Below are 26459 nucleotides of genomic sequence, written 5' to 3'. Positions count from 1 at the left end.
TCAGTGCGTCGCCGCCAGGAAAGTGCGCGTCTCCGGCTGGCGGGGCGCGTCGAAGAACGTGTCGGGCGGGCCGATCTCGGCCATCACGCCCTGGTGGAAGAAGGCGACGCGGTCGGAGACCTCGCGCGCGAACTTCATCTCGTGGGTGACGCAGATCATCGTCATGCCTTCGGAGGCCAGAAGCCGCAGCGTGTCGAGCACCTCGCCCACCAGCATCGGGTCGAGCGCCGAGGTCACCTCGTCGAAGAGCATGTAGTCGGGCGACATGGCGAGCGCGCGGGCGATGGCCATGCGCTGCTGCTGGCCGCCCGAGAGGCGGCTCGGATAGACCTTGAGCTTGTCGGCGAGGCCCACATGGGTGAGCTGGCGCACCGCCATCTCCTCGGCCTCTGCCTTCGTGCGGCCGAGCACCTTGCGCGGCGCCAGCATCACGTTCTCGATCACGGTGAGATGCGGGAAAGCGTTCCACTGCTGGAAGACGATGCCGATCTTGCGGCGCAGCCGGTCGAGATCGGTGCCCTTGGCGTGGACCTCGGTGCCGTCGACGAGGATCTGCCCGCCGTCGATCGGCTCCAGCCCGTTGATGCAGGTCAGCAGCGTCGACTTGCCCGAGCCCGAGCCGCCGATGATCGTGAGGACCTCGCCCTTGGCCACGGTGAGGTCGATGCCCTTCAGGACCTCGAGCGGCCCGAAGGATTTGCGCAGGTTCTGGATCTCAATCATGGGGGGACCAGCGTTTCTCGAGATGGCCGCCGAGACGGGCGATGGGGAAGCTGATGAGGAAGTAGATGGCGCCGCAGATCAGGAGAATGAAGAGCGGCTCCTGCAGGCGCGTCACCAGGATCTGCGAGGCGCGCAAGAGCTCGATGAGGCCGAGCCAGAGCACCAGCGCCGAATCCTTCATCACCCCGAGCGTCAGGCCGATCCAGGAGGGTAGCGCGATGCGCACCGCCAGCGGCGCGACGATCTCGCGCATGTCCTGGCCCCAGGTGAGGCCGAGCGAGCGGGCGGCGCGCCGGGTCGTCGGGGGCACGGCCTCCATCGCGCCACGCACGATCTCGGTGCAGTAGGCCGCCGTGTAGAGCGAGAGGATGACGCAGGAGGTGGTGAAGGGCGCCCAGCCGAGCTTGAGGATGGCCTGGAAGGCGTTGCCGAGCACGAGCTGGATCAGCAGCGGCACCGAGCGGAAGACGTCGAGGAGGAAGGTCAGCGGAAGGGACCAGTACGGACCGAACTGGAAGCGGACCACGCCGAACAGGATGCCGAGCAGCGTGCCGGCGCCGACCGCGACGGCGGTGACGGCGAGCGTCATCCCGGCGCCCTTGAGGAGGAAGAGGAGGTCCGCCCCGGTGAGTGCGGTGTCGAACATCGAAGACGCCCCTCTCAGTAGCGGAACAGGCGCGCGGCGAGGAGCCGGGCGGCGAGGGTCACGGCCTTGGCGATCGCGTAGTAGATCACGGCGGCGAGGGCGAAGAACTCGAAGGTGCGGAAGGAGCGCGCGTTCAGCTCCTGCGTCACGCCGGCGAGATCGGTGTTCATGCCGACGGTGACACCGAGCGAGGTCATCAGGATGGCCCAGACCATCTGGTTGGTGACAGGCAGGGAGGCGATGCGCAGCATCTGCGGCAGCACGATCAGCCGGAACGCCTGGAGCGAGCTCATGCCGAGCGAGCGGCCGGCGCGCGCCTGCGTGTCGGGAATGCCCTTCAGCGCGCCGCGGAAGTTCTCGGCGAGATAGCCGGCATTGTTGAAGGCGATGCCGGCGAGCAGCGAGGTGAAGGGGCTGAGGTGGATGCCGAAGGCGCCGAGGCCGAAATGGGCCATGTAGATCTGGAAGAGGGCGGGCGTGTTGCGGGCGATCTCGACCCAGCTCGTCGCGAAGCCCCGCAGGATGCGGCTGTCGGAGCGACGAAACAGCGTCAGCGCGACGGCGACGGCGACGCCGATCGCCATCGACAGGAGCGCGATCTCGATCGTGACGAGCGCGCCGTCGAGCATGCGCGGAAGCGCCTGGAACGCCTGGTTCCAGCGGAAGGTATAGCCGAACATCGCCGTCCCCAGCAGGCATGGATGGGCGGCCCGGGACGCGTCGCGCGCCCCGGGCCGCCGCGGGTGATCGAGCTTAGCGGTAAACGCCGGGCGCCGTCAGGTTCGGCGCCTCGCCGCCAACCCATTTCTCGAACAGCTCCTTGTAGCGGCCGCTGCGAACCTGGTGATTGACGAAGAGGTTGAGGTAGTTGATCAGCCCGTACTCGTCGCGGCTGGTGAACAGCGACACGTAGTCGATGTCGAACGGCGTCGGGCCGACCACCTTGATGCCCGGGAAGTTGCCGGTCTTGACGTTGGCCTGCGCCACCGTCGAGGTGGAGACGGTGGCGTCGATCTGGCCCTGGCTCAACGCCAGGAAGACGTCGGCCTGCGTCTGGTAGGGACGGAACTCGCCCGCGCCCCATTCCTTGACCTGGGTTTCCAGCGCGATCGCCTCGTAGGTGCCGGCGGTGGCGCCCACCGTCTTGCCCTTCATCGTGTCGTAGGAGGTCACGCCCGACTTCTCGTTGGCGGTGACGACGATCTCGAAGGCGAAATAGGGCACGGAGAAGCCGACCGTCTTGGCGCGCTCCAGCGTGTCGGAGGTGGAGGCGACGCCGACGTCGACGCGGCCCGACATCAGCGCGGGAATGCGCTCGGGAAAGGGCGTCTCGACGATCTCGGCGGTGACGCCGAGCGCCTTGGCGAGATCGTTGCAATAATCGACGTCGAAGCCCACCGGATTGTTCTGCGCGTCGCGCGAGCCCATCGGCGGGAAGTCGAGAACCACGGCGCAGCGCAGCGTGCCCGAACCGATGATGTCGTCGAGCTTGTCGGCCTCCGCCGGGCTCCACAGGGCGACGGCGGCGAGGAGGCCGAGGGTGAGAGCCTTGGTCGTCATGGTCACGATTCCCGTTGATCGGTTCGGCGCTCGCGAGCGACCGCCACCGCCATCAAGCAGAAAATACAACAAGTGTGCAATAGGCCGTTTGCCTCTTTGCGATGCAGCATCGTTTTTTTGGCAGTGCACCCCGATCGATGCGCTCTCGACGACCCCAACGAGAAGCGCACCGCCTTCCCATCGCCTGCATGCCACCTGTATGCAGATACGAGTGTGACGGTGAAGGGATGCGGCGATGATCGACGGCACGAGACTGCCCGTGGCGGAACTGGACGAGCGGATCGAGGCGATCCTGCGCGGGGCCGGCCTCAACGAGGTGCAGGCGGGTGCGCTGGCGCGGGTGATCGGGGCGGGCGAGCGCGACGCCTGCAAGTCGCACGGCCTCTACCGGATCGACGGGGTGCTGCGCACCGTGCGGGCCGGCAAGGTGCGCCCCGATGCCATCCCCGAGATCGAGGCCGACGACAGCTCGGCGATCGTCCGCGTGAACGCGCGCGGCGGCTTCGCCAATCCCGCCTTCGAGCTCGCCCTGCCGCATCTGGCGGAGCGTGCCCGCCGCCTCGGGCTGGCGGCCTTGGTGATCAACGACTGCACGCATTTCTCGGCGCTCTGGCCGGAGGTCGAGGCCTTGACGGCGCAAGGGCTGGCGGGGATCGCGATGTGCCCGAGCTATGCCTCCGTCGCGCCGGCGGGCGGCACGCGCCCGCTCCTCGGCACCAATCCGCTGGCCTTCGGCTGGCCGCGCGCGGAGGGCGATCCTTACGTCTTCGACTTCGCGACCTCGGTCGCCGCGCGCGGCGAGATCGAGCTGCGCCGCCGGGCCGGCGAGCCGCTGCCCGAGGGCTGGGCGATCGACGACGCCGGCGAGCCGACGCGCGATCCCGCGGCGGCGCTCTCTGGCGCCATGCTGCCCTTCGGCGGGCACAAGGGCTCGGCGATCTCGACGATGATCGAGCTTCTGGCGGGGATCATGATCGGCGATCTCACCAGCCCCGAGGTGCTGGAGGAGTTGGGCTCGACGACGCTCGCGCCGATGCATGGCGAGTTGATCCTCGCCTTCTCGCCGGAAGCCTTCGCGCGCGGCCGGCCGGGCGACCCGTTCGCACGGGCGGAAGCCCTGTTCGAGGCGATCCTCGGGCAGGGCGCGCGCCTGCCCTCGCAGCGGCGGTATGCGGCGCGCGCGGTGTCGATGGCGCAAGGGGTCACGCTCTCAAGTGCCGAGATCGCGCATCTCGACCGGCTTCTGGCCGAGGGGATGGACGCCGTCGCCTGAGCGCGAGCGTCCGTTTCGACGACAACCGAGCGGCGGGCGAACCGCCACTCGGGGAGGGGTCAGGCGGCGGCGGAGAGGCGCGTCTCCTCGCGGCTCCAGTCGGCATACCAGGTGTCGAACAGGCGCAGCTGCGCCTCGACATAGCCGCGCTGGCTCTCGCTCAGCGCGTCGCTCTCGTTGAAGTGCAGCGCGTACTCGCCGTAACCCTTCAGCACCATCATGTGCTTGAAGTAGAGGACGAGGTCCGGCCCTTCGTCGAACGAGGAGAGAACGCCCAGCGCCGACTCCAGCTCGAGCGCGCGGCGGCGCGCCGTGGCGTCGCCCTTCGCGGCGGCCTGCGCGAGGTCGCAGAGGTGGATGACCTCCTTCGGCAGGACGTTGCCGATGCCGGTGATGGCGCCGGTCGCGCCGCAATTGACGAAGCCGTGGAACACCGCGGTGTCGACGCCGATCATCAGGGACACGCCGTCGTCGCGGCTGGTGATGTTCTCGGCGGCGTAGCGAAGGTCGGCGGGGCCACCGAACTCCTTGAAGCCGACGAGGTTGGCATGCTCGGCGCGCAGCGCGAAGAAGAGGTCGGCGCGCGTCGCGAAGCCGTAATAGGGGCTGTTGTAGATCACTGCCGGCAGTTCCGGGGCGGCCGACAGCACCGCCTTGAAATGCGCCCGCTGCGCCGTCAGCGAAGGCCCGCGCGAAAGGACGCGGGGGATCACCATCAGGCCCTTGGCGCCGACCTTCGCGGCATGCGCGGCATGGGCCGCCGCGGTGGCGGTGTTGACGGCGCCCGTGCCGACGATCACCGGCACGCCGGCCTCCGTCAGGCGCGCCACGCCCTCCATGCGCTGCGCGTCGGTGAGGAGCGGCCAGTCGCCCATCGAGCCGCAATAGACCACCGCCGACATGCCGGCCGCGATCAGCTCCCGGCCCTTGGCGACGAGCGCGTCGAAATCGGGCGTGCGGTCGGCCTTGCACGGGGTCATCAGCGCGGGAATGACGCCGGAGAAGATCTGGGCTTTCATGGCGGAACCTCGTGGAAAACGATGCCGGCACGCGGGGCATGACGCCGACGCCGTCCGGGACGAGCCGGACTATCGCGCATTGCATTCTTCTTGTCGACAGGAAAAGTCGACGTTCAGAGTGCGACGTCGAGCTGCCCGCCGCGCAGGAAGAGCTTCTGCACCTGCTCCACGATCTGTTCGGCATGGTGGCGCGCGAGATCGTCGGCCGCCTGCGGATCGCGCCGCGCGATCGCGGCGATGATCTCGACGTGCTCGTCGACGAAGCGCTGGGGCAGGCGGTCCTCGTAGGATTCGTAGTAGAAGCGCAGGATGCGTCGGCCCTCGTCGAGCAGCCGGTTGAAGAGGCCGCCGAAATAGGCGTTGCGGCCGGCCTCGGCGATCGCGGAATGGAAGGCGGCGTTCGTGGCGATCATCGCGAGCGCGTCCTGCGCGGCGACGGCCTCGGCGAAGGCGGCCTGCCGCTCCTCGATCACCGCGAGATCCCCGGGCTTGTGGTGGATCGCGGCGAGGCGCGTGGTGACGCGGTACATCAGCACGAGCGCGTCGAAGAACGTGTGGAGGTTGAGGAAGTCGATGGGCGCGACCATCGTCGAGCGGTTGGGCAGGGTGCTCACCAGCCCCTCGCCGGAGAGCCGCACCAGGGCCTCGCGGATCGGCGTGCGCGAGATGCGGAAGCGCTCGGCCAGCTGCACCTCGTCGATCGGGCTGCCCGGCGGCAGGGCGAGATCGAGGATCTCGTCGCGCAGGAGATCGTAGACCATCCGGGCGCCCGAGCCGCGCTTGCGCTCCATCTGCGGTTCGTCGGTCATCGGGGGATCCTTGGGCGTCGGCGGTCGCGGGCGCGTCGCCCGTGCGAGCGATGTACGACGCGCGCGGCCGGGATGCCAGTTCCCGCCGACCGCGGAAGGGTGGAGGCCGCCCAACGTTCAGGGCGCGGTGGGGGCGGGCGTCCACAGGTCGTCGGCGAGCCCCTCCAGCCAGCCGGCGGCGCGGGCCGCCGCGTCGGGCGAGAAGAGCGGGCGGATAGCCTCGGGGTCGAGGCGGCGGGCGCGCTCCAGGAGCGCCTGCCAGCCCGCGAGGTCGCCCGGCCAATGCGGCGCCTGCACGGCCGCGCCGAGCCGCACCAGAGCCTGCGCCTTGCGCGTCTGCTCGCCGAAATAGCGCCATTCCGGCATCACCGCGAGCCGGCCGCCGACGCGCGCGATCTCGTGCACGGTGTTGTCGCCGGCCGAGGCGATGACGATGTCGGCAGCCGCCAGATGCTCGGTGACGGTGGAGACCCAGCCGAGTTCGCGAAGATTGGCGAAGTCGGTCTCGTGGCCCTCGCGGTGGGTGGGACCGAGCACGAGGAAGAGCGCGTCGGGCGCGGCGCGCGCGGCCACCGTCAGCGGCGCGTAGGGGGTGCCGCTGCCGCCCCCGCCGGTGAGCACCACCACGATCTCGCGCGCGGGATCGAGCCCCAGCCGGCGGCGCGCCTCCGCCTTGTCGGGGATCGCCGTCAGCGTCGTGCAGAGGCCGCCGGAATAGAAGGTGCGGGCGCGCAGATCCGCGGGGAAGTCGTCCTGCTCCAGGCTCTCGTCGAAGGGCGCGAGAAGCCCGACGCAGGCCTCGTAGGAGCCGACATGGCCGATGTCGGAGCGGTCGCCATGCATGCGGATCTGCACGGCGGGAACGCTGGCGATGCGCGAGAGGAGCGCGATCTCGGCGGAGACGTCCACCACGAAGAGCCCGGTTCCGCGATCGTCGAGATGGTCGAGGATGGTGCGCATGGTCCGGCGCATCTCGGTGAGGCCGAGCGGCACGCAATGCATCACCCGCGGCGTCGGCTCGGCGAAGAGCCGCGGCGTCGGCACGGCGGCGCCGATCATGTTGGGCAGCTCCACGATCTCGATGTCGCGCGCGTAGCCGTCGAAGAGATGTGGGCCGGCGGTGAGCACGGTGACGGGCCGATCGCGCGAGAAATGCGAGGCGATGGCCATGGTGCGGTTGGCGTGGCCGCGCCCCTGGTGGTGCACGAAGAAGGAGATCGGCTTTTTCATCGCGGGGATCCGGACGCTGGAAGGAGGGCGGACGCCCGAACGAGGGAAGCGACGCGCCGGCTTCGGCCGAGACTTCCGAGACGCCTCATATCGGCCACACCGCGCCGAAGGCGAGTCGCCCGATTTTCAGCCGGCTTGCGATCCCGCGGCAGGCGCCGGGTCGCCGAGCAGCGCGTCGCCCCGGAACTGCGGCGCGAAGGCCAGCGCTTGCGCCCGCACGAAGTCGGTGACGACGCGGATGCGCGGCGTTCCCGCGAGGCGGTCGGGAACGATGAGCCAGTAGTCGCGCTCCACCTGCACCTCGCGCGCCAGCACCGGCACGAGCTCGGGATGCCGCATGGCGATGAAGTGCGGCAGGATGGCGAGCCCGAGGCCGGCGAGCGCGGCCGAGAGCTGGGCATGGATGCTCGAGCACTGGTAGGCGGCGCGCTGGCCCGGCAGGATCTCGCGCAGATAGTCGAGGCCGGGCGTGAAGATGAGGTCGTCGATGTAACCGATCACGGGGTGCCCCGCGAGGTCGGCGGGCGCGCGGATGGGCGCGGCCGCCGCGAGATAGGCGGGCGCGGCGTAGACGAAGAGCCGGTAGGCGGCGATGCGCTCGTTGCGATAGGGCCCCGAGCGCGGCGAATGCAGCGACACCGCGACGTCGGCCTCGCGCCGCGACAGCGAGACGATCTGCTGGATCGTCACGAATTCGACGGCAAGGCCCGGATGGCGCGCGGCGAGCGCCGGCAGGCGTTCGGCGAGGAAGAAGTGGCCGAAGCCCTCGGGCGTCGAGAGGCGCACCACGCCGCGCGGCGAGGCCGGCCCGTGCGTGGCGATCTCGGCCAGCCGCGCCGCGCCGCGCTCGATCGCCTCGGCGTCCTCGACCAGCCGCTCGCCGAGCGCCGTCAGCATGTAGCCGCGCGGCGAGCGCTCGAAAAGGCGCACGGAAAGTTCTCGTTCCAGCCGGTCGATGCGGCGCGACACGGTGACGTGGTTGGTGCGTAGCTCGCGTGCGGCGGCCGAGAGCTGCCCGGTGCGCGCCACCGCGAGGAAGAACTGGAGATCGTCCCAGGCAAATCCCGTCATGTCCGCCTCGTTCGCCTGCCGTCACGCGAACGTTTTCGTACAGCGGTTTTTCGCAAATGAACATTCAGTTGCGGATCGACCGGTGGTACGTTCATCGTATCAGACCGCTTCGAGACCCGCAGAAGACGGGCCGGAGCAGCCGGGAGGACGAGGACGGACGCGGCACCGCAAGAGCCGCGTGCGGTCGCGACGGAGCGACCGAGTCCGAATTCTCCCGGTTCGACGCTTCGAACCATCCTCGGGAGGATCCGCCGCCATGACCAAGCTCGCCGCGCTCGCCGCCGCGCTTCTCGCCAGCACCGCCCTGCCGGCGTCCGCGCAGGAGATCTCCGACGGCGTCGTGAAGATCGGCATCCTCAACGACCAGTCGGGCGTCTACGCCGATTTCGGCGGGCGCTGGTCCTTCGAGGCCGCCAAGATGGCGGTCGAGGATTTCGGCGGCACCGTGAAGGGCGCGAAGGTCGAGGTCGTCACCGCCGACCACCAGAACAAGCCCGACGTCGCCTCCAACATCGCCCGGCAATGGTACGACACCGAGCAGGTGGACGCGATCATGGAGCTGACGACCTCTTCCGTTGCGCTCGCCGTGCAGGGCCTGTCGAAGGAGAAGAACAAGATCGACATCGTCACCGGCGCGGCGACGACGGAGCTCACCGGCAAGCAGTGCTCGCCCTACGGCTTCCACTGGGCCTACGACACGCACGCGCTGGCGGTCGGCACCGGTGGGGCGCTGGTGAAGCAGGGCGGCGACAGTTGGTTCTTCCTCACCGCCGACTACGCCTTCGGCTATTCGCTGGAGGAGCAGACCTCGAACTACGTGAAGGCCAACGGCGGCACGGTGCTCGGCTCGGTGCGCCATCCCCTCTCCACCACCGACTATTCCTCGTTCCTGCTGCAGGCGCAGGCCTCCGGCGCCAAGGTCGTCGGCATGGCCAATGCCGGGCTCGACACCGCGAACGCGGTGAAGCAGGCCGCCGAGTTCGGCATCGTGGCGAGCGGGCAGCGGCTGGCCGCGCTCCTCTTCACGCTCGCCGAGGTCCACGGGCTCGGGCTTGAGGCGGCGCAGGGCCTGTCGCTGACGGAGGGCTTCTACTGGGACCGCGACGACCAGTCCCGCGCCTTCTCGCAGCGCTTCTTCGAGCGCACCCAGCGCATGCCCAACATGATCCAGGCCGGCACCTATTCGGCTGTGCTGCAATACCTCAAGGCGATCGACAAGGTGGGCACCGACGCCACCGAGCCGGTCGCCAAGGCGCTGCACGAGATGCCGGTGGACGACGTCTTCGGGCGCGGCGGCAAGGTCGGCGCCAACGGGCGGCTGATCTACGACATGTATCTCATGGAGGTGAAGACGCCGGCCGAGAGCACCAAGCCCTGGGACTACTACAAGGTTCTGGCGACGGTGCCGGGTGCGCAGGCCTATCTCGACCCCGCCAAGAGCGGCTGCCCGCTCGCCGCCGCGGCGCAGTAAAGGGGCATGGCGCCGGAGCCGAAGGTGCGGTCGCGTCAATGCCGGAGACGACGATTCCGGCATTGATACCCTTGTTTCCTTCGGCACTTGAAAGCGCGTCGCGCCGGGTTATGCTTGGTCTCATGTCTGAGCACCGATTGTATAAGTCCGTATCGGAGTTGCGCGGCTATCGTCGCCGATCTTGCCAAATCCTGCGATTTATATGTGTCGCCATGTTGATAATCCCGCTCTGCTTGCTTCTGGTTGGGTTATTTTACTACGACGCTTCAAACAAAGATCTGATTGCCCTTATTTTTGTTTTCGCTCCCAGCGTCGTTTCGGCAATGGCCGCTTACTTGATAAGTTTGCGCGCATACAATGAATGGATGTGGATTTTGGTCATTCCGGGTGCATTCACGACATATCATCTGTTTTCTGCAATTTAAGTTCGAAAACAATGGTCCAACTTGTCAGAAGTTTCGACTCGCCCAATCCGATATCGCTCGGCTCCGACAAGCCGGTGGTGCTGTCCTGTCGCGGCCTTCGCCGCGACTTCGGCGGCTTCACGGCGGTCAACGACGTCGATCTCGACGTACGGCATGGCGAGGTCCATGCGCTGATCGGGCCGAACGGCGCCGGCAAGACCACGGTGTTCAACCTCCTCACCAAGTTCCTGCAGCCGACCAGCGGGCGCATCGAGCTGCTCGGGCAGGACATCACCAGGACCGAACCCGCCAAGGTCGCGCGCATGGGGCTGGTGCGCTCCTTCCAGATCTCGGCGACCTTTCCCCATCTCACCGTGCTGGAAAACGTGCGCGTCGCGCTGCAGCGGCCGGGCGGGCTCGCCGTGCAGTTCTGGAAGCCCGTCTCCTCGCTCGACCGGCTGAACGAGCGCGCGATGGAGCTTCTGGAGACGGTGGGGCTGGAGGGCGCGCGCGACCGGCTCGCCGCCGATCTCTCCTACGGGCGCAAGCGCGTCCTGGAACTCGCCACCACGCTGGCGCTGGAGCCCAAGGTCCTCCTCCTCGACGAGCCGATGGCTGGCATGGGCGGCGAGGACATCGGCACGGTCGCGGCGATCATCCGGCGCGCCGCCGAGCGCCATGCGGTTCTGATGGTGGAGCACAATCTGAAGGTCGTCGCCGATCTCTGCGAGCGCGTCACCGTTCTGCAGCGCGGCGAGATCCTGGCGGCGGGCGACTACGCCACCGTCTCGGCCGACCCGCGCGTGCGCACCGCCTATATGGGAACCGACCATGGCTGAGCCGCTCCTCCACGTGCGCGGTCTCAACGCCTGGTACGGCGAGAGCCACGCGCTGCATGGCGTCGATCTCGACGTCCACGCCGGCGAGACGGTGACGCTGGTCGGGCGCAACGGCGTCGGCAAGACCACGACGCTGCGCGCCATCATGGGCATCCTGCCGCGCCGCACCGGCACGATCCGGCTCGGCGGCCAGGACATGCTGCGCGTGCCGCTCCACCGCACCGCCCATCACGGCGTCGGCTTCGTGCCGGAGGAACGCGCCATCTTCGCCTCGCTCACCGTGGAGGAAAACCTCCTGCTGCCGCCGGTGGTGGCGCCGGGCGGCATGAGCGTCGCCGATATCTACCGGCTCTTCCCCAATCTCCGCGAGCGCCGCACGAGCGCGGGCACGCAGCTTTCGGGCGGCGAGCAGCAGATGCTGGCGATCGCCCGCATCCTGCGCTCCGGCGTCAAGCTGCTGCTCCTTGACGAGCCGACGGAGGGGCTCGCCCCCGTCATCGTGCAGCGCATCGGCGAGATCCTCGTCGATCTCAAGAAGCGGGGCATGACGGTGCTGCTGGTGGAGCAGAACTTCCGCTTCGCCGCCAAGGTCGCCGACCGCTTCTACCTGATGGACCACGGCCGCGTGCTCGACGGGTTCGCGGTGGCCGACCTGCCGGCCCGCATGAACCAGCTCACCGAAACGCTCGGGGTCTGACGGACATGACCACCCTCTTCGGCATTCCCATCCAGGCGCTGCTCGGGCAGCTGCTCGTCGGTCTCATCAACGGCTCGTTCTACGCGATGCTGTCGCTCGGCCTCGCCATCATCTTCGGCCTGCTGCGCATCATCAACTTCGCGCATGGCGCGCAGTACATGCTCGGCGCCTTCGCCGGCTATCTCTTTCTCCACCATGCCGGCATCGGTTTCTGGCCCTCGCTGGTCCTCGCACCGCTCGCCGTCGGGCTCGTCGGCGTCGTGGTAGAGCGCGTCGCGCTGCGCCGGCTCTACGATCTCGATCCGCTCTACGGCCTGCTCTTCACCTTCGGCCTGGCGCTCGTGATCGAGGGCACGTTCCGCTATTACTACGGCGCCTCGGGCCAGCCCTACGCGCCGCCGCCGCAACTCGCCGGCGGCACGAACCTCGGCTTCATGTTCCTGCCGAACTACCGGGCCTTCATCGTCGTCGCCTCGCTCCTCGTGTGCCTCGGCACCTGGGCGCTCATCGAGAAGACGCGGCTCGGCGCGACGCTTCGCGCCGCCACCGAGAACCCGGTGATGGTGCGCGCCTTCGGCATCAACGTGCCCGTGCTTCTCACCTTCACCTACGGGCTCGGCTCGGCGCTCGCCGGGCTCGCCGGCATCATGGCCGCGCCCGTCTATCAGGTGTCGCCGCTGATGGGCTCCAACATCATCATCGTCGTCTTCGCGGTGGTGGTGATCGGCGGCATGGGCTCGATCGGCGGCGCCATCGTCACCGGCTACATGCTCGGCCTCTTCGAGGGCCTCGCCAAGGTGTTCTACCCCGAGGCCTCCTCGATCGTCGTCTTCGTCATCATGGCGATCGTCTTGCTCGTGCGCCCGGCGGGCCTCTTCGGAAGGACGGCGTGACCCCGATGACCGAGATCACCGCCGACGCCGCCACGATCCGTTCCGCCGCCGCGCCCTCGCGCGCCCGGCCGCTCGTGCTGGCGCTTCTCGCCCTCGCGCTGCTGGCGCTGGTCGCCGCGCCCTTCCTCGTCTACCCGATCTTCCTCATGAAGATCCTCTGCTTCGCGCTGTTTGCCGCGGCCTTCAACCTCCTCCTCGGCTATACCGGGCTGCTCTCCTTCGGCCACGCCGCCTTTTTCGGCGGGGCGGCCTATGCCACCGCGCACAGCGTCAAGGTCTGGGGCTTCACGCCCGAGCTCGGGCTCCTCGCCGGCGTCCTGGCCGCCGCCGTGCTCGGGCTGGGCATCGGCGTCCTCGCCATCCGCCGGCAGGGCATCTACTTCGCGATGGTGACGCTGGCGCTGTCTCAGATGTTCTTCTTCTTCTGCCTGCAGGCGCCCTTCACCGGCGGCGAGGACGGCATCCAGGGCGTGCCGCGCGGGCTCGCCTTCGGCCTGATCGACCTCAACGATCCCCTCGCCATCTACTTCTTCGTGCTCGCCGTCTTCCTCCTCGGCCTCTTCGCCGTCTACCGCATCGTCCACTCGCCCTTCGGCATGGTGATGAAGTCGATCCGCGAGAACGAGAACCGGGCGATCTCGCTCGGCTATTCCGTCAACCGCTACAAGCTCGCCGCCTTCGTGATGTCGGCGGCCATCGCCGGTCTCGCGGGCGGCGCCAAGGCGATCGTCTTCCAGTTCGCGACGCTCACCGACGTCTCCTGGCAGATGTCGGGCGAGGTCATCCTGATGACGCTGCTCGGCGGCATCGGCACGCTGCTTGGCCCGCTGGTGGGCGCGACGCTCGTGGTGGCATTGCAGAACACGCTGGCGACCTCGGCCTTCCCCGTGACGGTGGTGACCGGTCTCATCTTCATGGTCTGCGTCCTCACGTTCCGGCGCGGCCTCGTGGGCGAGACCCTGCATCGCTGGCGCCTGCGCCGCGAGCGGGCCGGGGGCTGAGCGCGATGGACGAGACCTACGACTACGTCGTGATCGGCGGCGGCACGGCGGGCTGCACGCTCGCCAACCGGCTCTCGGCCGACCCCGCGGCCCGCGTCCTGCTGCTGGAGGCGGGCGGGCGCGACAATTATGCCTGGATCCACATTCCCGTCGGCTATCTCTACTGCATCGGCAACCCGCGCACCGACTGGTGCTTCTCGACGCAGGCCGAAGCCGGCCTCGGCGGGCGTTCGCTGAACTACCCGCGCGGCAAGGTGCTCGGCGGCTGCTCCTCGATCAACGGCATGATCTACATGCGCGGCCAGGCGCGCGACTACGATCTCTGGCGCCAGATGGGCTGTCCCGGCTGGGGCTGGGACGACGTGCTGCCGCTCTTCAGGCGCTCGGAGGATTATTTCGGCGGCGCCGACGCGATGCACGGGGCGGGCGGCGAATGGCGGGTGGAGCCGCCGCGCCTGCGCTGGGACATTCTCGACGCCTTCCGCGACGCCGCCGAGAGCCTCGGCATTCCCCGCACCGAGGATTTCAACCGCGGCGACAACGAGGGCTCTTCCTACTTCAAGGTCAACCAGCGGCGCGGCGTGCGCTGGAACACGGTGAAGGCCTTCCTGAAGCCGGCGAAGGACCGCCGCAACCTCACGGTGGAGACGGGGGCGCATGTCAGGCGCCTCGTGCTGACGGACCGCCGCGTCACCGGCGTCGAGTTCGAGCAGGGCGGCGCGCTGCGCACCGCCCTCGTGCGGCGCGAGGCGGTGGTCTCGGCTGGCGCGGTCGGCTCGCCCCACGTGCTGGAATTGTCGGGCATCGGCCGGGGCGAGGCGCTGGCAGCGGCCGGCATTCCCGTCGCGGTCGAATCACGAGAGGTCGGCGAGAACCTGCAGGACCACCTGCAACTGCGCTGCGCCTACAAGGTCTCGGGCATCCGCACCCTCAACGAGCGCGCCAACTCGCTCTTCGGCAAGGCGATGATCGGCCTCGAATACGCGCTGACGCGCTCCGGCCCGATGTCGATGGCGCCGAGCCAGCTCGGCATCTTCACCCGCTCCGACCCGTCCTACGAGACCGCCAACCTGCAATATCACGTGCAGCCGCTGAGCCTCGACCGGTTCGGCGAGAACGTCCACGCCTTTCCCGCCTTCACCGCGAGCGTCTGCAACCTGCGCCCGGATTCGCGCGGTTCGGTCCATGCCACTGCGCCCGACCATCGGGTCCAGCCGGCGATCCGGCCGAACTATCTGTCGGCCGAATCCGACCGCCGCGTCGCCGTCGATTCCATCCGCCTGACCCGGCGCATCGTCGCCGAGCCGGCGCTGCAGCGCTACCGGCCGGTGGAGTTCAAGCCCGGCCCGGCCTTCCAGAGCGAGGAGGAACTGGTGGAGGCCGCCGGCGCGATCGGCACCACGATCTTCCATCCCGTCGGCACCTGCCGCATGGGCGGCGATCCCGGCTCGGTGGTCGACCCCGAGTTGCGGGTGCGCGGCGTCGAGGGCCTGCGCGTGGCGGATGCCTCGATCATGCCGCGCATCGTCTCGGGCAACACCAACTCGCCGACGATCATGATCGCCGAAAAGGCCGCCGAGATGATGCTGGCGTCCGCGCGGCAGGGGCTCGCCGCCGCCTGAGGCGTCCGGCGGGAGTCGTCGCCCTTGTGCCGATAGCCGCGCGGCACGCCGCACGAAGCGTCCAGCTGCGACCCGCCCGGCGAGGACCGTCAGAGTCGCCCTGCGTCGTCGCAGGAGCGGCGGGTTAGCGCCGCTCGGCGAAGATCGCGTGCAGCGAGTCGAGGCCGTTGGCGAGGAGGCGATAGTCGTCGGACGGGCGGCGCGATGCGGGCGCGGCGGGAGCGACGGCGGGCGTGGGGCGGGCTTCCACCTCGCGCACGATCTCGTTGAGACGCCGCGTCACGTCGGCGACACGCTGCAGGTTCAGGTCCTCGAACATCGGCGGCTCCTCCTTCGTTAAGGCAAGCTTAACCTTCGAGGCTGTTCCCAGGCTGTCATGCAACCTTCGAAGCACACGCTCCGGTTTTCCGCGGCCTTGCCCCGCCGAGGCGCGAGGGCCGCCTCCGACCCTGCCGGAAGCGCTAGAGCCGCTGCTCCTCGAGCCGCTCGCGCAGCGTCTCGCCGAAGGTGCGTAGCGCCGCCTGGACCTCGGCGAGATGGCGCTCCTCGCCCTCGTATCCGTCCCGCGCGGCGCGCTCCACGGCGTCCACGAGACCGCCGATCTCGTCCTCGGCCTCCTTGGGAAACACCTCGCGCTGCGTCGCGCGCTCGGCATAAAGCGCCTTGAGAAGAAGATCCTGCGCCTGCACCTGGCTCTGGAGCTTCATGATCGCGCCGGCCATCACCTTCAGCGTCGCTTCGGGAGTCGCCATGTCATGTCTCCGGTTCGAGGGGTTGCAGGGGCACCAACGACCTCAGCCGCCGAAGCCTTCGCTCCAGGCGCGCCAGTCGGCGCTGCCGGGGCGGTAGGGGTTGTCCTTGCGCGAGCGACGGCGCAGACGGGCGTCCTCGCCCTCGCTGCGCACTTGGTCGTTGCGGGTCATCGGCTTGCGGATCTGCGACATCGCGATACCTCCGTCCTGTCGGTGGTGGGCCCGGCATCCCTCGGTGGTTTGCCGGATCGGGTCCGCGGACCTAGACCCCAAGCGTGCCGAGATCAAGGCAGGGCGGCGCATGGCAGCCTTGCCCCGCCGCGGCGCGGCCCTAAGACCTTCAACCGCCGTGGCGTGGGCGCAGACACGAGACCGGCCGATGATCTTCTTCACCAGCGACACCCATTTCAACGATCCGCGCATCCTGCGCATCGACCGCCGCCCCTTTCCCGATCTCGCCCGCCACGACGAAGCACTCACCGCCGAGTGGAACCGTGTGGTGGGCGAGGGTGACGAGGTGTGGCATCTCGGCGACTTCGCCAAGGGCACGGCCGCGTCGAAGCGCGAACGCCTCGCCGCGCTCCACGGCACCAAGCATCTCGTCATCGGCAACAACGACGACGCGGAGACGGAGGCGGCGGGCTGGGCGAGCGTCCAGTCCTATGCCGAGATCACGGTCGACGAGCGCCGGCTGGTCCTCTGCCACTACGCCTTCCGCACCTGGAACGGCATGGGCAAGGGCGCCCTCGACCTGCATGGCCATTCGCATGCCCGGCTGAAACCGATGACGCGCCAGCACGACGTCGGCGTCGACGCCTTTCCGTTCCGGCCGGTGACACTCGCGGAGATCCTGGCATCGCGCACCCGCGGCGCAGGGCGCACGCCGGCGGACGCCTGATCCGCCGCCGCCTTGCGCGGGCGGGCGAACCCGGCGCACCCTCGCGCAGGCGATCCGCCGTGCATCCTCGCGCCGACCGCCTCGATCCTGGGAAATACCGCCGATGACGATCCGCAATCTCGACGCTCTCTTCGCCCCGCAGGCGATCGCGCTGATCGGCGGCAGCAACCGCGAGGGGTCGGTCGGCGCCGTGCTCGCGCGCAACCTCTTCGGCGCAGGCTTCAAGGGGCCGGTGATGCCCGTGCATCCGCGCGGCGAGGCGATCCGCTCGGCCGTCAGCTACCGCGAGATCGCCGACCTGCCGGCGACGCCGGATCTCGCGGTGGTGGCGACGCCCGCCGCCGGCGTGCCCGAGATCGCCGCCGCGCTCGGCGCCCGCGGCTGCCGCGCCGCGATCGTCATCTCCGCGGGCTTCGAGGAGCCGGCCCTGCGCCAGCGGCTGCTCGACGCCGCGCGCCCCTCGCTCTTGCGCCTCGTCGGGCCGAACGGGCTCGGCGTCATCTCGCCGCGCTCCGGCGTCAATGCCTCCTTCGCGCATCTTAACCCCCGCGCCGGAGATCTCGCCTTCGTGTCGCAGTCCGACACCATCGCCTCCTCGGTGCTCGACTGGGCGGACGTGCGGGAGATCGGCTTCTCGCACGTCGTGTCGGTGGGCGACATGATCGACGTCGACATCGGCGACCTCCTCGACGCGCTCGCCGCCGATCCGAAGACGCGGGCGATCCTCCTCTATGTCGAGACCATCACCAACGCCCGCAAGTTCATGACCGCCGCGCGCATCGCGGCGCGCGCCAAGCCCGTGGTCGTCATCAAGGCCGGTCGCTGGGAGGACCGCGCGAATGGGCAAGCGGCCGGTTCGGACGAGGTCTACGACGCCGCCATCCGCCGCGCGGGCATGCTGCGCGTGCGCTCGCTGCGCGATCTTTTCGCCGCCGTCGCGACGCTCGCCTCGGGCCTGCGCCCGCGCGGCGACCGGCTGGCGATCCTCGCCAATGGCGGCGGCCCCGGCGCCATCGCGGCCGACACGCTCGCCGACACCGGCGGGCGCCTCGCCGCGCTCTCGCCCGAGACGCGCGCACGCCTCGCCGCGCTCGTGCCCGATGGGCTCACGGCCGAAGGCCCGGTGGCGCTGCCCTTCGACGCCGGCCCCGCGGCCTATGCCGAGGCGCTCGGTGCGCTCCTCGCCGACCCCGGACAGGACGCGGTGCTCGTGCTGCAGGCGCCGCGCGCGATCGGCGAGGGGCTGGAGACGGCACGCGCCGTGGCGGCGGTGACGCTGCCCGGCCGCAAGGCGCCGATCCTCGCCTCCTGGCTCGGCGAGCGCGCGGCGCGCGAGGCGCGGCGGCTCTTCGCGGCCAAGGCCATCCCGACCTACGCCACGCCCGACGAGGCGGTGCGCGGCTTCATGCAGCTCGTGGAGTATCGCCGCAACCAGGATCTCCTGATGCAGACGCCGCCCGCGATCGCGCCGGGAAACGTCGATCTCGCCGCCGCGCGCCGCGCCGTCGACCGGGTGCTCGCCGAGGGGCGGCGGGTGATGACGGAGCCGGAAGCAAAGACGCTGCTCGCCGCCTACGCGGTTCCCGTCGTGCGCACCGAGATCGCCGCCGACCCCGCCGCGGCCGCCGCGGTCGCCGCGCGCATCGGCTTTCCCGTGGCGCTGAAGATCCTGTCGGGCGACATCCAGCACAAGACCGACGTTGGCGGCGTGCGGCTCGATCTCGACAGTGCCGCTGCCGTGGAGGAGGCGGCCACCCACATGCGGAAGCTCGTCCAGGAGCGCCGGCCGGGCGCAGCGATCGAGGGCTTCACGGTGCAGCCGATGGTGCCGGCGCGCCGGGCGCACGAGCTCGTGGTGGGCGTGCGCACCGACCCGGTGTTCGGGCCGGTGATCTCCTTCGGGCAGGGCGGCACCGGGGCCGAACTCATCGCCGACCGCGCGGTGGGCCTGCCGCCGCTGAACGGCCTCCTGGCGCGCGAGATGATCGGCCGCACGGAGGTGTCGCGGCTTCTCGCCGGCTACAGCGACCGGCCGCCCGCCGATCTCGGCGCGGTGGCCGCGACGCTCATAACCCTCTCGCAGATCGTCGCCGACTTCGACGAGATCGCCGAGATCGACATCAACCCGCTTCTCGCCGACGAGCGCGGCGTGGTGGCGCTCGACGCGCGCATCGTCCTCGCGCCCTCCTCCGGACGCCACCGCTCGCGCTTCGCCATCCAGCCCTATCCCGGCGAGCTGGAGGAAACCGTCTCGACGCGCTCCGGCACGGCGTTCCGCCTGCGCCCGATTCGGCCGGAGGACGAGCCCGGCCTCGTCGCCATGCTGGAACGCTGCGACCCCGAGGACGTGCGCCTTCGCTTCTTCGCGCCGGTGAAGACCTTCGGCCACGCCTTCGCCGCGCGCCTGACGCAGATCGACTATTCGCGCGAGATGGCCTTCGTCGGCTTCGGCGACGGCGAGGGGCCGCAGGACATTCTCGGCGTCGCCCGCCTCATCGCCGATCCCGACGAGGAGACGGCGGAGTTCGGCATCATGGTGCGCTCCGACCAGAAGGGGCGGGGCCTCGGCTATCTCCTGATGAACGCGATCCTGCGCCACGCCGCGCGGCGCGGCCTGAAGACCGTCACCGGCGAGGTGCTGGCCGAGAACCGCTCGATGCTGGCAATGGCGGGGGCGCTGGGCTTTCGCCAGCGCATCCACGAGGACGACGTCGCGCTGCGCCGGGTGGAGATCGACGTCGCCGTGATGATGGGCTGAGGGGTCAGGCGAGCGGCATCGCGCGCAGCGTCGGCACCGCGCCCGCCGGCTCGCCGGGTCCGAGTGCCACCGTCAGTACCTCCACTCCCGCGCTCGCTTCGCCGAGCCCCGTCCGCAGGCCGTCGAGGATCGTGCGCTCCGTCGCTTCGGCCCCGCGCGCCCGCGCGCCATCGGCATGGACCCAGATCGTCGTCGCGGGCGCTTCCCTTTCCGCCAGAAGCCGGCCGAGCGCCTCCGCCAGAGCCGGCAGGCCGGGCGCCGACCGGGCCGGCGCGGGCGCTGCGACGACCGCCGCGGCGATGCCCAGCGGGGCGGCGAGAACGAGCCGCAGCAGCATGGCCGGCGGCACGGCGAGGAGGCTCGCCGGCGAGACCAGCGTGAGCGTCGGACCGTATCGAAACGCCGGCGGCATCGCCGCGGCGATCGCCAGCGGCTGGCCCGCTTCCGTCGCCTGGTCGCGCGCCACGAGCCCGGCGAGCGCCGCGTGATCGGCGAGAGCTTGCGGCAGGAGGAGCACGCGCCGGTGCTGGATGCTCGGCACGGCCCGCGCGGGGCCCGGCAAGGCTGCGAGCGTCGCCGCGCCGACCATAAAGCCGCGCCGGGTGATCCCGCCCGCGCCGTCGCTCACGCCCGCCGCCCCGCGCGGACCTCGATCCAGAACGAGACGAGGCGTTCGGGATCGGCAGAGGGGCCGACGAGCAGCTCCACTGCGCCGGGCTCGAGCGTGGGCCGGAGATCCGCGTCCAGGCTGCGCAGCGCCTCCACCGGCAGCAGCATCGTCAGGCGGCCGCGCGCGCCCGGCGCGAGGGCGAGGCGGCCGAAGGCCTTCAGCGTCAGCCGCGGCCGGGCCACCGCCGAGACCGGGCGTCGCGTGAAGAGGAACAGCGTCTCCTCGCCGAAATGATCGCCCGTGTTGGCGAGTTCGGCGGTCACCGCCACCGTCTCGCCGGAATGGGCGACCGGCCGATCGGCGTGCAGCCCCGTCAGCTCGAAGCGGCCGTAGGTCAGGCCGTGGCCGAAGGGAAAGAGCGGCGTCACCGGCCCGTCGATATATTTGCTCGTGTAGTGCTCGGGCGAGGCCGGGCGCCCGGAGGGTCGCGCGTCGTAGTGGAGGGGCACCTGCCCCACCGAGCGCGGCCAGGTGACGGGCAGGCGCGCGCTCGGCCCCGTGCGGCCGGTGAGGACGTCCGCCAGCGCGTTGCCGGCCTCGTGGCCGAGAAACCAGGTGGCGAGGAGGGCTTCGGCCCCCTCCGCGAGCCCCTGCACCGCGAGCGGCCGGCCGCCCGAGAGCACCGCCACGACCGGCCGGCCGAGCGCCAGTACGCGATCTGCGAAGTCCTGCTGCAGGCCGGGTAGGGCGAGATCGCTGCGGCTGGCGGCCTCGCCGCTCATGTCGCTGGCTTCGCCCAGACACAGGATCACCAGATCGGCCGCGGCTGCCACCCCGAGCGCGGCCTCGACGCGCGAATCGTCGCCGTCGCGGATGCCGATGCCGGGTGCGAGGCGCCAGTCGCAGTCGGGCCGAGCGGCGGCCAGCCCCTCGAAGACGCTGACGGCGTCGCGCGCCTCGCCCGCGCCCGACCAGCAGCCGAGCATGTCGGCGCGCGCATCCGCCAGCGGCCCGACCACCGCGATGCGCTGGGGCGTTTGCGGCAGCGGCAGCGTGGCGTTACGGTTGGTCAGCAGAACGATCGAGCGGGCGGCGGCCTCGCGCGCCAGCCGGCGGGCGGCGCGGCGCTCTTCCAGCGCCTCGGCCTCGGGGGCCGCGTCCGGGCCGTAGGGCCGCTCGAACAGCGCGAGCCGCTCCTTCAGCGCCAGCACGCGCCGCACGGCGGCGTCCACCGCCTCGATCTCCACGAGGCCGCGCGCCAGCGCGGGCGCCAGCCCCTCGCGATAGACCTCGCTCATCATGTCGATGTCGACGCCGGCCCGCATCGCCAGCGCGGCGGCCTCCACCGCGTCGGCCGCGACGCCGTGCGCGATCAGCTCGGCGAGCGCATGATAGTCGCTGACGACGACCCCCTCGAACCCCGCGGTGCCGCGCAGCCAGTCTTGCAGCAGCCGGCGGTTCGCCGTCATCGGCACGCCCGCGAGATCGGAGAAGGCCGGCATGACCGCCGCGACGCCGGACTGCACGGCCGCCTCGAAGGGCGGCAGGTAGGTCTCGTGCAGCGTGCGCTCGGAGAGATCGGTCGTGGCGTAGTCGCGCCCCGCCTCCGCCGCGCCATAGGCGACGAAATGCTTGGCGGTGGCCGCCACCGCGGTCTCATGGCCGAGGTCGTCGCCCTGCAACCCCGCCACCTTGGCCTCGGCGAAGAGCGCGGCAATGAGCGGATCCTCGCCGGGGCTCTCGGCGATCCGCCCCCAGCGCGGGTCGCGGGCAATGTCGATCATCGGCGCGAAGACGAGCTTGACGCCGTCCTTCGCCGCCTCCACGGCGCTCGCGCGCGCCGTGCGCTCCCAGAGATCGGGGTCGAAGGCGCCGGCCTCGGCGATCGGCAGCGGAAAGACCGTGCGGTGCCCGTGCACCACGTCGAAGCCCAGCAGCAGCGGGATGCGCAGGCGCGATTCCTCCACCGCGACTCGCTGGATGGCGCGCGTCGCCTCGGGCCCGAAGACGTTGAGAAGGCTGCCCGTTCGCCCCGCCCGCACGTCGTCGGTCGCGTCTCCCCCGAGCACCGGCCCGGTGACCGAGAAGCCGGCGGCGCGCATCACCAACTGCCCGATCTTCTCCTCGGGCGTCATCGCCGCCAGAAGCTCGTCGATGCGGCTCACGCCGCGCCGCCCGCCAGAAGGCGCAGGGTCGCTGCGTCGGGCACGCCCGCGAAGAAGCGCTCGATCGCCTCCGCAAAACGCCGCTCACCGGGCGCGGCTTGCGCGAACAGCGTCATCGAGGAGCGGAACTTCATGTCGTCGGGCGAGCCGAAGATCGCGTGCGCCGAGCGGCCCTGCACCGCCAGCACGAGATCTGTGCACTCGCGCAGTCTTGCGCCGAGAAGGGGATCGGCGAGATAGGCCTGCGCCTCGGTGAGCGAGGCGAGCGCGTAGTGGCGCGAGGTGGCGCTGTGCCCGAGGCCGGCGATCTGGGGGAACACGAACCACATCCAGTGGCTCCGCTTGGCGCCGGCGGCGAGTTCGCGCTGCACCGCCGGCCAGAGCGCGTCCTGCGCCGTCACGAAGCGTTCGAGATCGTACGCCGGGTTCACGTGTTCCGTCCTTTCGCTGGCCTTCCGCCGAGCACCGGTCTGCCGCAGCAGGGCGCGCGAATCCAGCCGATTGATGGCGGGCCGCTTACCCGGCGGGCCGGAGCGTGGCCTTGCCGTACGCCGGCGTGCGCCGGCCCGTGCGCACGAGCGGCGCCAGCGCCGGCACCTGAACGAGCACCGCGCAGAAGCCGATCGAGAGGACGGCGGCCAGAAGGCCGACCAGGTAGGGCGAGGTCGGCGGCGTCGGCGCAACGGGGGCGAGCGCGGCCTGCACGCCCTCGATGGCGAGGAGATGCACGCAGTAGATGCCGAGGCTGTAGGGGCCGAGCCGCGCGAGCGCCGACGTCGCGGCGTTCGCCGGCAGGTTCATCGCCGTCAGGAAGAAGCCGAGCGCATAGGGCAGCGTGCCGAGGAGCTGGTCGTGCTCGAAGCGGACGCCGAACCGGTCGAGCGTCACGATCTCGCCGGCATGGAGCGCCGCCCCGGCGACGAGGATCGCCAGCGAGGCCGCGAGGGTCGGCCGCACCGGGCTGCGCGCGATCAGCGCGCCGATCGCCATGAAGGGAAAGCCGAAGAACGGGCCGTTGCGCGTGTTCCAGAAGAAGTCGCCGCCGAAGACGGCGTCGTGATAGGCGCCGAACAGGAGTCCGACGAGGTAGAGCCCCGCCGCGATCGCCGCCACCGTGCCCGGCGCGGCGCCGCGCTTCAGCAGCACGAGGAGCAGGGCCGAAGACACGGCGAGCGAAGGCAGGAACCAGAGGTGGTGCGCCGGCCCGCCCTGCACCAGAAGCTTGACGAGGAAGATGGGCGAGCGCCAGTCCGACATCGGCGGCTGGAACCACAGGAGGTAGATCGCCAGCCAGAGCGCGAAGGGCGCGAGCGTGCGCAGGGCGACCTGCCGCAGCGCGGGCGCGATCGGGCCGGCGGGCACGCGGAGGAAGAAGCCGGCCAGAAGGAAGAAGAACGGCACGGCGAACCGCGTGGCGACGTCGCAGGCGGTGGTGAAGGGAACATTCGCCTGCGTGTGGACGAACACCACCGCAACCACCGCCACGGTGCGGCCGCAGTCGAGCCCCACCGAACGCTCCGCCGTCATCGCTCGCGCCTCGCCCATGTCGAGCCCGTTCCCCGCTTCGATCGCCTTCTGCCGGACGTCTTGTCGCAGGTTTGCCCAAGCGTCGTCCAACGCCACCGCGTATTGCGGTAAACGGGGCTCCGCACGGCCCGCGGCCCGCCGTCACGTTCGCGGGAGATCGGCCGGCCCGCTTGTGCCCGCTCGCGACACGGCGAAGATGGGCGCCGTGGCCGACGGCCCGAGGAGGAGACCCGATGTCCGAGCCCCGCATCACGCAGGCGATGATCGACGCCTACGACGAATACACCCATCTGACGCTCGACCGGCGCGGCTTCATGGGCAAGCTCACGGGCCTTGCTGGCTCGGCCGCGGCGGCGGCCGCCATCGCGCCGCTGCTCGCGGCGTCCGGGGCCGCCGCGGCCGTGGTGGCGCCGGATGATCCGTCCGTCACCGCCGGGCGCACCGCGTTCGATGCGGGCGGCACGCCGATGCAGGGCTATCTCGCGCGCCCGGCGGCGGCGGCCGGGCTGCTCGGCGGGGTGATGGTGATCCACGAGAACCGCGGTCTCAACGCCCATGTCGAGGACGTCGCGCGGCGGATGGCGAAGGCCGGCTTCGCGGCGCTCGCGCCCGACTTCCTCTCTCCCGATGGCGGCACGCCGGCCGACGAGGACCGGGCGCGCGCGATGATCGGCGGGCTCGATCCCGCCTGCACCGTGGCGCTCGCCACCGGCACCGCCGACTGGCTCGCGAAGGCTTCGGGCGTCAACGGCAAGGTCGGCGCCGTCGGCTTCTGCTGGGGCGGCGGGCTGGTCAACGATCTCGCGGTGGCCGATCCCCGCCTCGCGGCCGGAATCGCCTATTACGGGCGGCAGCCGAAGACCGAGGACGTCGCGCGCATCCGCGGCGCGGTGATGCTGCACTATGCCGGCCTCGACGAGCGCATCAATGCCGGCCTGCCCGCCTATCGCGCGGCGCTGGAGGCGGCCAAGGTCGAGCACCGCATCTTCGTCTATGACGGCGTCAACCACGCCTTCAACAACGACACGTCCGCGGCCCGCTACGACAAGGCGGCCTCGGATCTGGCATGGGAGCGCACCACCGGCTTCCTGCGCGAGAAGCTGGCCTGACGGACGAGGGCACCGGCGGCGCGCCGGCGCTCACGCGGCGGCGCGCAGCGGCTCGTAGACGTCGAGATACCAGCGCACGAAGGCCTCGACGCCGGTCTCGACGCTCGTCGCCGGGCGGTAGCCGGTGAGCGCCTCCAGAAGGCGCGGGTCGGCGAAGGTCGAGACGACGTCTCCCGGCTGCATCGCCAGCATGTTGCGGATCGCCGGGAGGCCGAGGCAGCGCTCGATCGTCTCGACGAAGGGCATCAAGCCCACCGGCTCGCCGCCCGCGATGTTGACGACGCGCCAAGGGGCGACCGGCGACAGGGTGTCGGCGACGCCCTCCGGCGCGGCGACGGGGCAGCCGCGCTCGGGCACGGCGTGCGCCAGCCGCACGATCGCCTCCACGAGGTCGTCGACATAGGTGAAGTCGCGCTGCATGCGCCCCTCGCCGTAGATGTCGATCGGGCGTCCCGCGCGGATCGCGTCGACGAACTTGAACAGCGCCATGTCGGGCCGCCCCCATGGCCCGTAGACCGTGAAGAAGCGGAAGCAGGTCGTCGGCACCGCGAAGAGATGGGCGTAGGAATGCGACATCGCCTCCAGCGCCTTTTTCGTGGCGGCGTAGAGCGAGACCGGGTGGTCGGCGCGGTCGATCTCGCGAAACGGCATGGCCTCGTTGGCGCCGTAGACCGAGCTGGTGGAGGCCAGCAGCAGATGGCGCGGCTTCAGCGCGCGGGCGAGCTCCAGCACGTTGAACGAGCCGACGAGATTGGCGTCGACATAGGTCTGGGGATGGTCGATCGAATGGCGCACGCCGGCCTGCGCCGCGAGATGCACGAGCATGTCGGGCCGCGCCGCCTCGGCCGCCCGGTCGAGCGCGTCCCGGTCCTCCAGCCGGCCGATGTGGGCGGTGAAGCGCTCGGAGCGTTCGAGGATGGCATGCCGGGCCTCCTTCAGGCGCACGTCGTAGTAGCTCGTCATCGCGTCGAAGCCGGTGACGTCGTGCCCCTCCGCCAGCAGCCGCCGCGCCAGATGGAAGCCGATGAAGCCCGCCGTGCCCGTCACCAGAAACCGCATGGGTTCGCCTTTCCGCTCAGTGGCCGTCGCCGGCGCCCGTTTCACAACGAGCGATAGCGGCGAGACCGCGCCGCATGTCAACCATCGCAACCCTTGAGGCGAAGGGGCCGGACCCTGCAGGGCTGCGCCTGCCCGATTTGGGCGCAACCAGGCCGAATAACGAAGATTTAATCGCCCGAACGGTGATTCCGACGTCTGCCGGCGCCGGGGGCCTTGCTGCGGCTGGGTGCGAACCGCATATTTCGGGCAAGGCTTGCTGGGCGTTCCGCCAGCGGCATGCGTGAACCCGGCTCGAGGGTTCACCAACACCGGCGGGAACACCG

General features: G+C 70.5%; 26 protein-coding genes. 10 read left to right on the top strand and 16 right to left on the bottom strand.

All coding sequences use genetic code 11. From position 1 onward, the window contains the following. From GGR04_RS04710 to GGR04_RS04695, 4 genes are all read right to left on the bottom strand, one after another. Positions 1-723, bottom strand: a complete 723-nt coding sequence (locus tag GGR04_RS04710; RefSeq protein WP_183198337.1) for an amino acid ABC transporter ATP-binding protein — start codon at positions 721-723, stop codon at positions 1-3. Continuing rightward, the gene (locus GGR04_RS04705) at positions 716-1369 is read right to left on the bottom strand and encodes an amino acid ABC transporter permease (RefSeq protein WP_183198335.1); all 654 of its coding nucleotides are present in this window, start codon (positions 1367-1369) and stop codon (positions 716-718) included. The genes GGR04_RS04710 and GGR04_RS04705 overlap by 8 nt, the downstream gene beginning before the upstream one ends. Before the next feature lie 14 nt (positions 1370-1383). Beyond that, positions 1384-2049: an amino acid ABC transporter permease gene (locus tag GGR04_RS04700; protein WP_183198333.1), complete on the bottom strand. Its 666-nt coding sequence runs from the start codon at positions 2047-2049 to the stop codon at positions 1384-1386. A gap of 73 nt (positions 2050-2122) precedes the next feature. After that, the gene (locus tag GGR04_RS04695) at positions 2123-2929 is read right to left on the bottom strand and encodes an ABC transporter substrate-binding protein (protein ID WP_183198331.1); all 807 of its coding nucleotides are present in this window, start codon (positions 2927-2929) and stop codon (positions 2123-2125) included. Between the two features lie 235 nt (positions 2930-3164). Here GGR04_RS04695 and GGR04_RS04690 point away from each other — a divergent pair, with 235 nt between their 5' ends. Beyond that, positions 3165-4202 (top strand): Ldh family oxidoreductase, encoded by a 1038-nt coding sequence (locus GGR04_RS04690; protein ID WP_183198330.1) that lies wholly within the window; start codon positions 3165-3167, stop codon positions 4200-4202. Positions 4203-4261: 59 nt separating this feature from the next. Here the strand turns inward: GGR04_RS04690 and GGR04_RS04685 are convergent, their stop codons facing one another. The 4 genes from GGR04_RS04685 to GGR04_RS04670 all read right to left on the bottom strand — a co-directional run bounded on the left by GGR04_RS04685 (position 4262) and on the right by GGR04_RS04670 (position 8331). Then, positions 4262-5221, bottom strand: coding sequence for a dihydrodipicolinate synthase family protein (locus GGR04_RS04685; RefSeq protein WP_183198328.1), 960 nt, complete (start codon positions 5219-5221; stop codon positions 4262-4264). A 113-nt stretch (positions 5222-5334) separates the two neighbouring features. Then, complete coding sequence (locus GGR04_RS04680) at positions 5335-6030, bottom strand: GntR family transcriptional regulator (protein WP_183198326.1); 696 nt, start codon at positions 6028-6030, stop codon at positions 5335-5337. A gap of 117 nt (positions 6031-6147) precedes the next feature. Next, entirely contained in the window at positions 6148-7260 is a 1113-nt protein-coding gene (locus tag GGR04_RS04675; RefSeq protein WP_183198324.1) for a glycosyltransferase, read from the bottom strand. 126 nt (positions 7261-7386) lie between these two features. After that, positions 7387-8331: a LysR family transcriptional regulator gene (locus GGR04_RS04670; protein WP_183198322.1), complete on the bottom strand. Its 945-nt coding sequence runs from the start codon at positions 8329-8331 to the stop codon at positions 7387-7389. A 256-nt stretch (positions 8332-8587) separates the two neighbouring features. On the opposite strand from GGR04_RS04670, the gene GGR04_RS04665 reads away from it, so the two are divergent. The 6 genes from GGR04_RS04665 (at position 8588) to GGR04_RS04640 (ending at position 15258) form a co-directional block, all read left to right on the top strand. Further along, complete coding sequence (locus GGR04_RS04665; RefSeq protein WP_183198320.1) at positions 8588-9802, top strand: ABC transporter substrate-binding protein; 1215 nt, start codon at positions 8588-8590, stop codon at positions 9800-9802. Between the two features lie 436 nt (positions 9803-10238). Continuing rightward, positions 10239-11045, top strand: coding sequence for an ABC transporter ATP-binding protein (locus tag GGR04_RS04660; RefSeq protein WP_183198318.1), 807 nt, complete (start codon positions 10239-10241; stop codon positions 11043-11045). Next, positions 11038-11742, top strand: a complete 705-nt coding sequence (locus tag GGR04_RS04655; protein WP_183198316.1) for an ABC transporter ATP-binding protein — start codon at positions 11038-11040, stop codon at positions 11740-11742. The genes GGR04_RS04660 and GGR04_RS04655 overlap by 8 nt, the downstream gene beginning before the upstream one ends. A gap of 5 nt (positions 11743-11747) precedes the next feature. Next, complete coding sequence (locus GGR04_RS04650) at positions 11748-12635, top strand: branched-chain amino acid ABC transporter permease (protein WP_183198314.1); 888 nt, start codon at positions 11748-11750, stop codon at positions 12633-12635. Between the two features lie 5 nt (positions 12636-12640). After that, a complete protein-coding gene (locus GGR04_RS04645) occupies positions 12641-13636 on the top strand; it encodes a branched-chain amino acid ABC transporter permease (protein WP_183199019.1) in 996 nt (331 codons plus the stop codon). A gap of 5 nt (positions 13637-13641) precedes the next feature. Beyond that, entirely contained in the window at positions 13642-15258 is a 1617-nt protein-coding gene (locus tag GGR04_RS04640; RefSeq protein WP_183198313.1) for a GMC family oxidoreductase, read from the top strand. Positions 15259-15382: 124 nt separating this feature from the next. Here GGR04_RS04640 and GGR04_RS04635 read toward each other — a convergent pair whose 3' ends face one another. The 3 genes from GGR04_RS04635 to GGR04_RS04625 all read right to left on the bottom strand — a co-directional run bounded on the left by GGR04_RS04635 (position 15383) and on the right by GGR04_RS04625 (position 16202). After that, complete coding sequence (locus tag GGR04_RS04635; protein ID WP_183198311.1) at positions 15383-15577, bottom strand: hypothetical protein; 195 nt, start codon at positions 15575-15577, stop codon at positions 15383-15385. Between the two features lie 142 nt (positions 15578-15719). Continuing rightward, complete coding sequence (locus GGR04_RS04630) at positions 15720-16010, bottom strand: hypothetical protein (RefSeq protein WP_183198309.1); 291 nt, start codon at positions 16008-16010, stop codon at positions 15720-15722. 42 nt (positions 16011-16052) lie between these two features. Beyond that, complete coding sequence (locus tag GGR04_RS04625; RefSeq protein ID WP_183198307.1) at positions 16053-16202, bottom strand: hypothetical protein; 150 nt, start codon at positions 16200-16202, stop codon at positions 16053-16055. 187 nt (positions 16203-16389) lie between these two features. Between GGR04_RS04625 and GGR04_RS04620 the strand changes: the two genes are divergently transcribed. Further along, the gene (locus GGR04_RS04620) at positions 16390-16908 is read left to right on the top strand and encodes a metallophosphoesterase family protein (RefSeq protein ID WP_183198305.1); all 519 of its coding nucleotides are present in this window, start codon (positions 16390-16392) and stop codon (positions 16906-16908) included. A 103-nt stretch (positions 16909-17011) separates the two neighbouring features. Beyond that, positions 17012-19666, top strand: a complete 2655-nt coding sequence (locus tag GGR04_RS04615; protein ID WP_183198303.1) for a bifunctional acetate--CoA ligase family protein/GNAT family N-acetyltransferase — start codon at positions 17012-17014, stop codon at positions 19664-19666. Positions 19667-19670: 4 nt separating this feature from the next. Here GGR04_RS04615 and GGR04_RS04610 read toward each other — a convergent pair whose 3' ends face one another. The 4 genes from GGR04_RS04610 to GGR04_RS04595 form a co-directional block, all read right to left on the bottom strand. Continuing rightward, positions 19671-20294 carry a hypothetical protein gene (locus GGR04_RS04610; protein ID WP_183198301.1) on the bottom strand — a complete coding sequence of 208 codons (624 nt, stop codon included), beginning with the start codon at positions 20292-20294 and terminating at the stop codon, positions 19671-19673. Continuing rightward, on the bottom strand, positions 20291-22441 hold the full coding sequence (locus tag GGR04_RS04605) for a glycoside hydrolase family 3 N-terminal domain-containing protein (protein WP_183198299.1): 2151 nt from the start codon (positions 22439-22441) through the stop codon (positions 20291-20293). Before GGR04_RS04605 ends, GGR04_RS04610 begins: the two co-directional genes overlap by 4 nt. Next, the gene (locus tag GGR04_RS04600) at positions 22438-22872 is read right to left on the bottom strand and encodes a DUF1810 domain-containing protein (protein WP_183198297.1); all 435 of its coding nucleotides are present in this window, start codon (positions 22870-22872) and stop codon (positions 22438-22440) included. Before GGR04_RS04600 ends, GGR04_RS04605 begins: the two co-directional genes overlap by 4 nt. Before the next feature lie 85 nt (positions 22873-22957). After that, a complete protein-coding gene (locus GGR04_RS04595) occupies positions 22958-23986 on the bottom strand; it encodes an acyltransferase family protein (protein ID WP_183198295.1) in 1029 nt (342 codons plus the stop codon). A 215-nt stretch (positions 23987-24201) separates the two neighbouring features. On the opposite strand from GGR04_RS04595, the gene GGR04_RS04590 reads away from it, so the two are divergent. Further along, a complete protein-coding gene (locus GGR04_RS04590) occupies positions 24202-25077 on the top strand; it encodes a dienelactone hydrolase family protein (RefSeq protein ID WP_183198293.1) in 876 nt (291 codons plus the stop codon). A gap of 30 nt (positions 25078-25107) precedes the next feature. Here the strand turns inward: GGR04_RS04590 and GGR04_RS04585 are convergent, their stop codons facing one another. Then, the gene (locus GGR04_RS04585) at positions 25108-26136 is read right to left on the bottom strand and encodes an SDR family NAD(P)-dependent oxidoreductase (protein ID WP_183198291.1); all 1029 of its coding nucleotides are present in this window, start codon (positions 26134-26136) and stop codon (positions 25108-25110) included. Positions 26137-26459: the final 323 nt, after the last annotated feature.

The sequence above is a fragment of the Aureimonas pseudogalii genome (genome assembly GCF_014196835.1).
GTDB classification, from domain to species: domain Bacteria; phylum Pseudomonadota; class Alphaproteobacteria; order Rhizobiales; family Rhizobiaceae; genus Aureimonas; species Aureimonas pseudogalii.
This window is presented reverse-complemented; position numbering and strand designations above follow the sequence as displayed.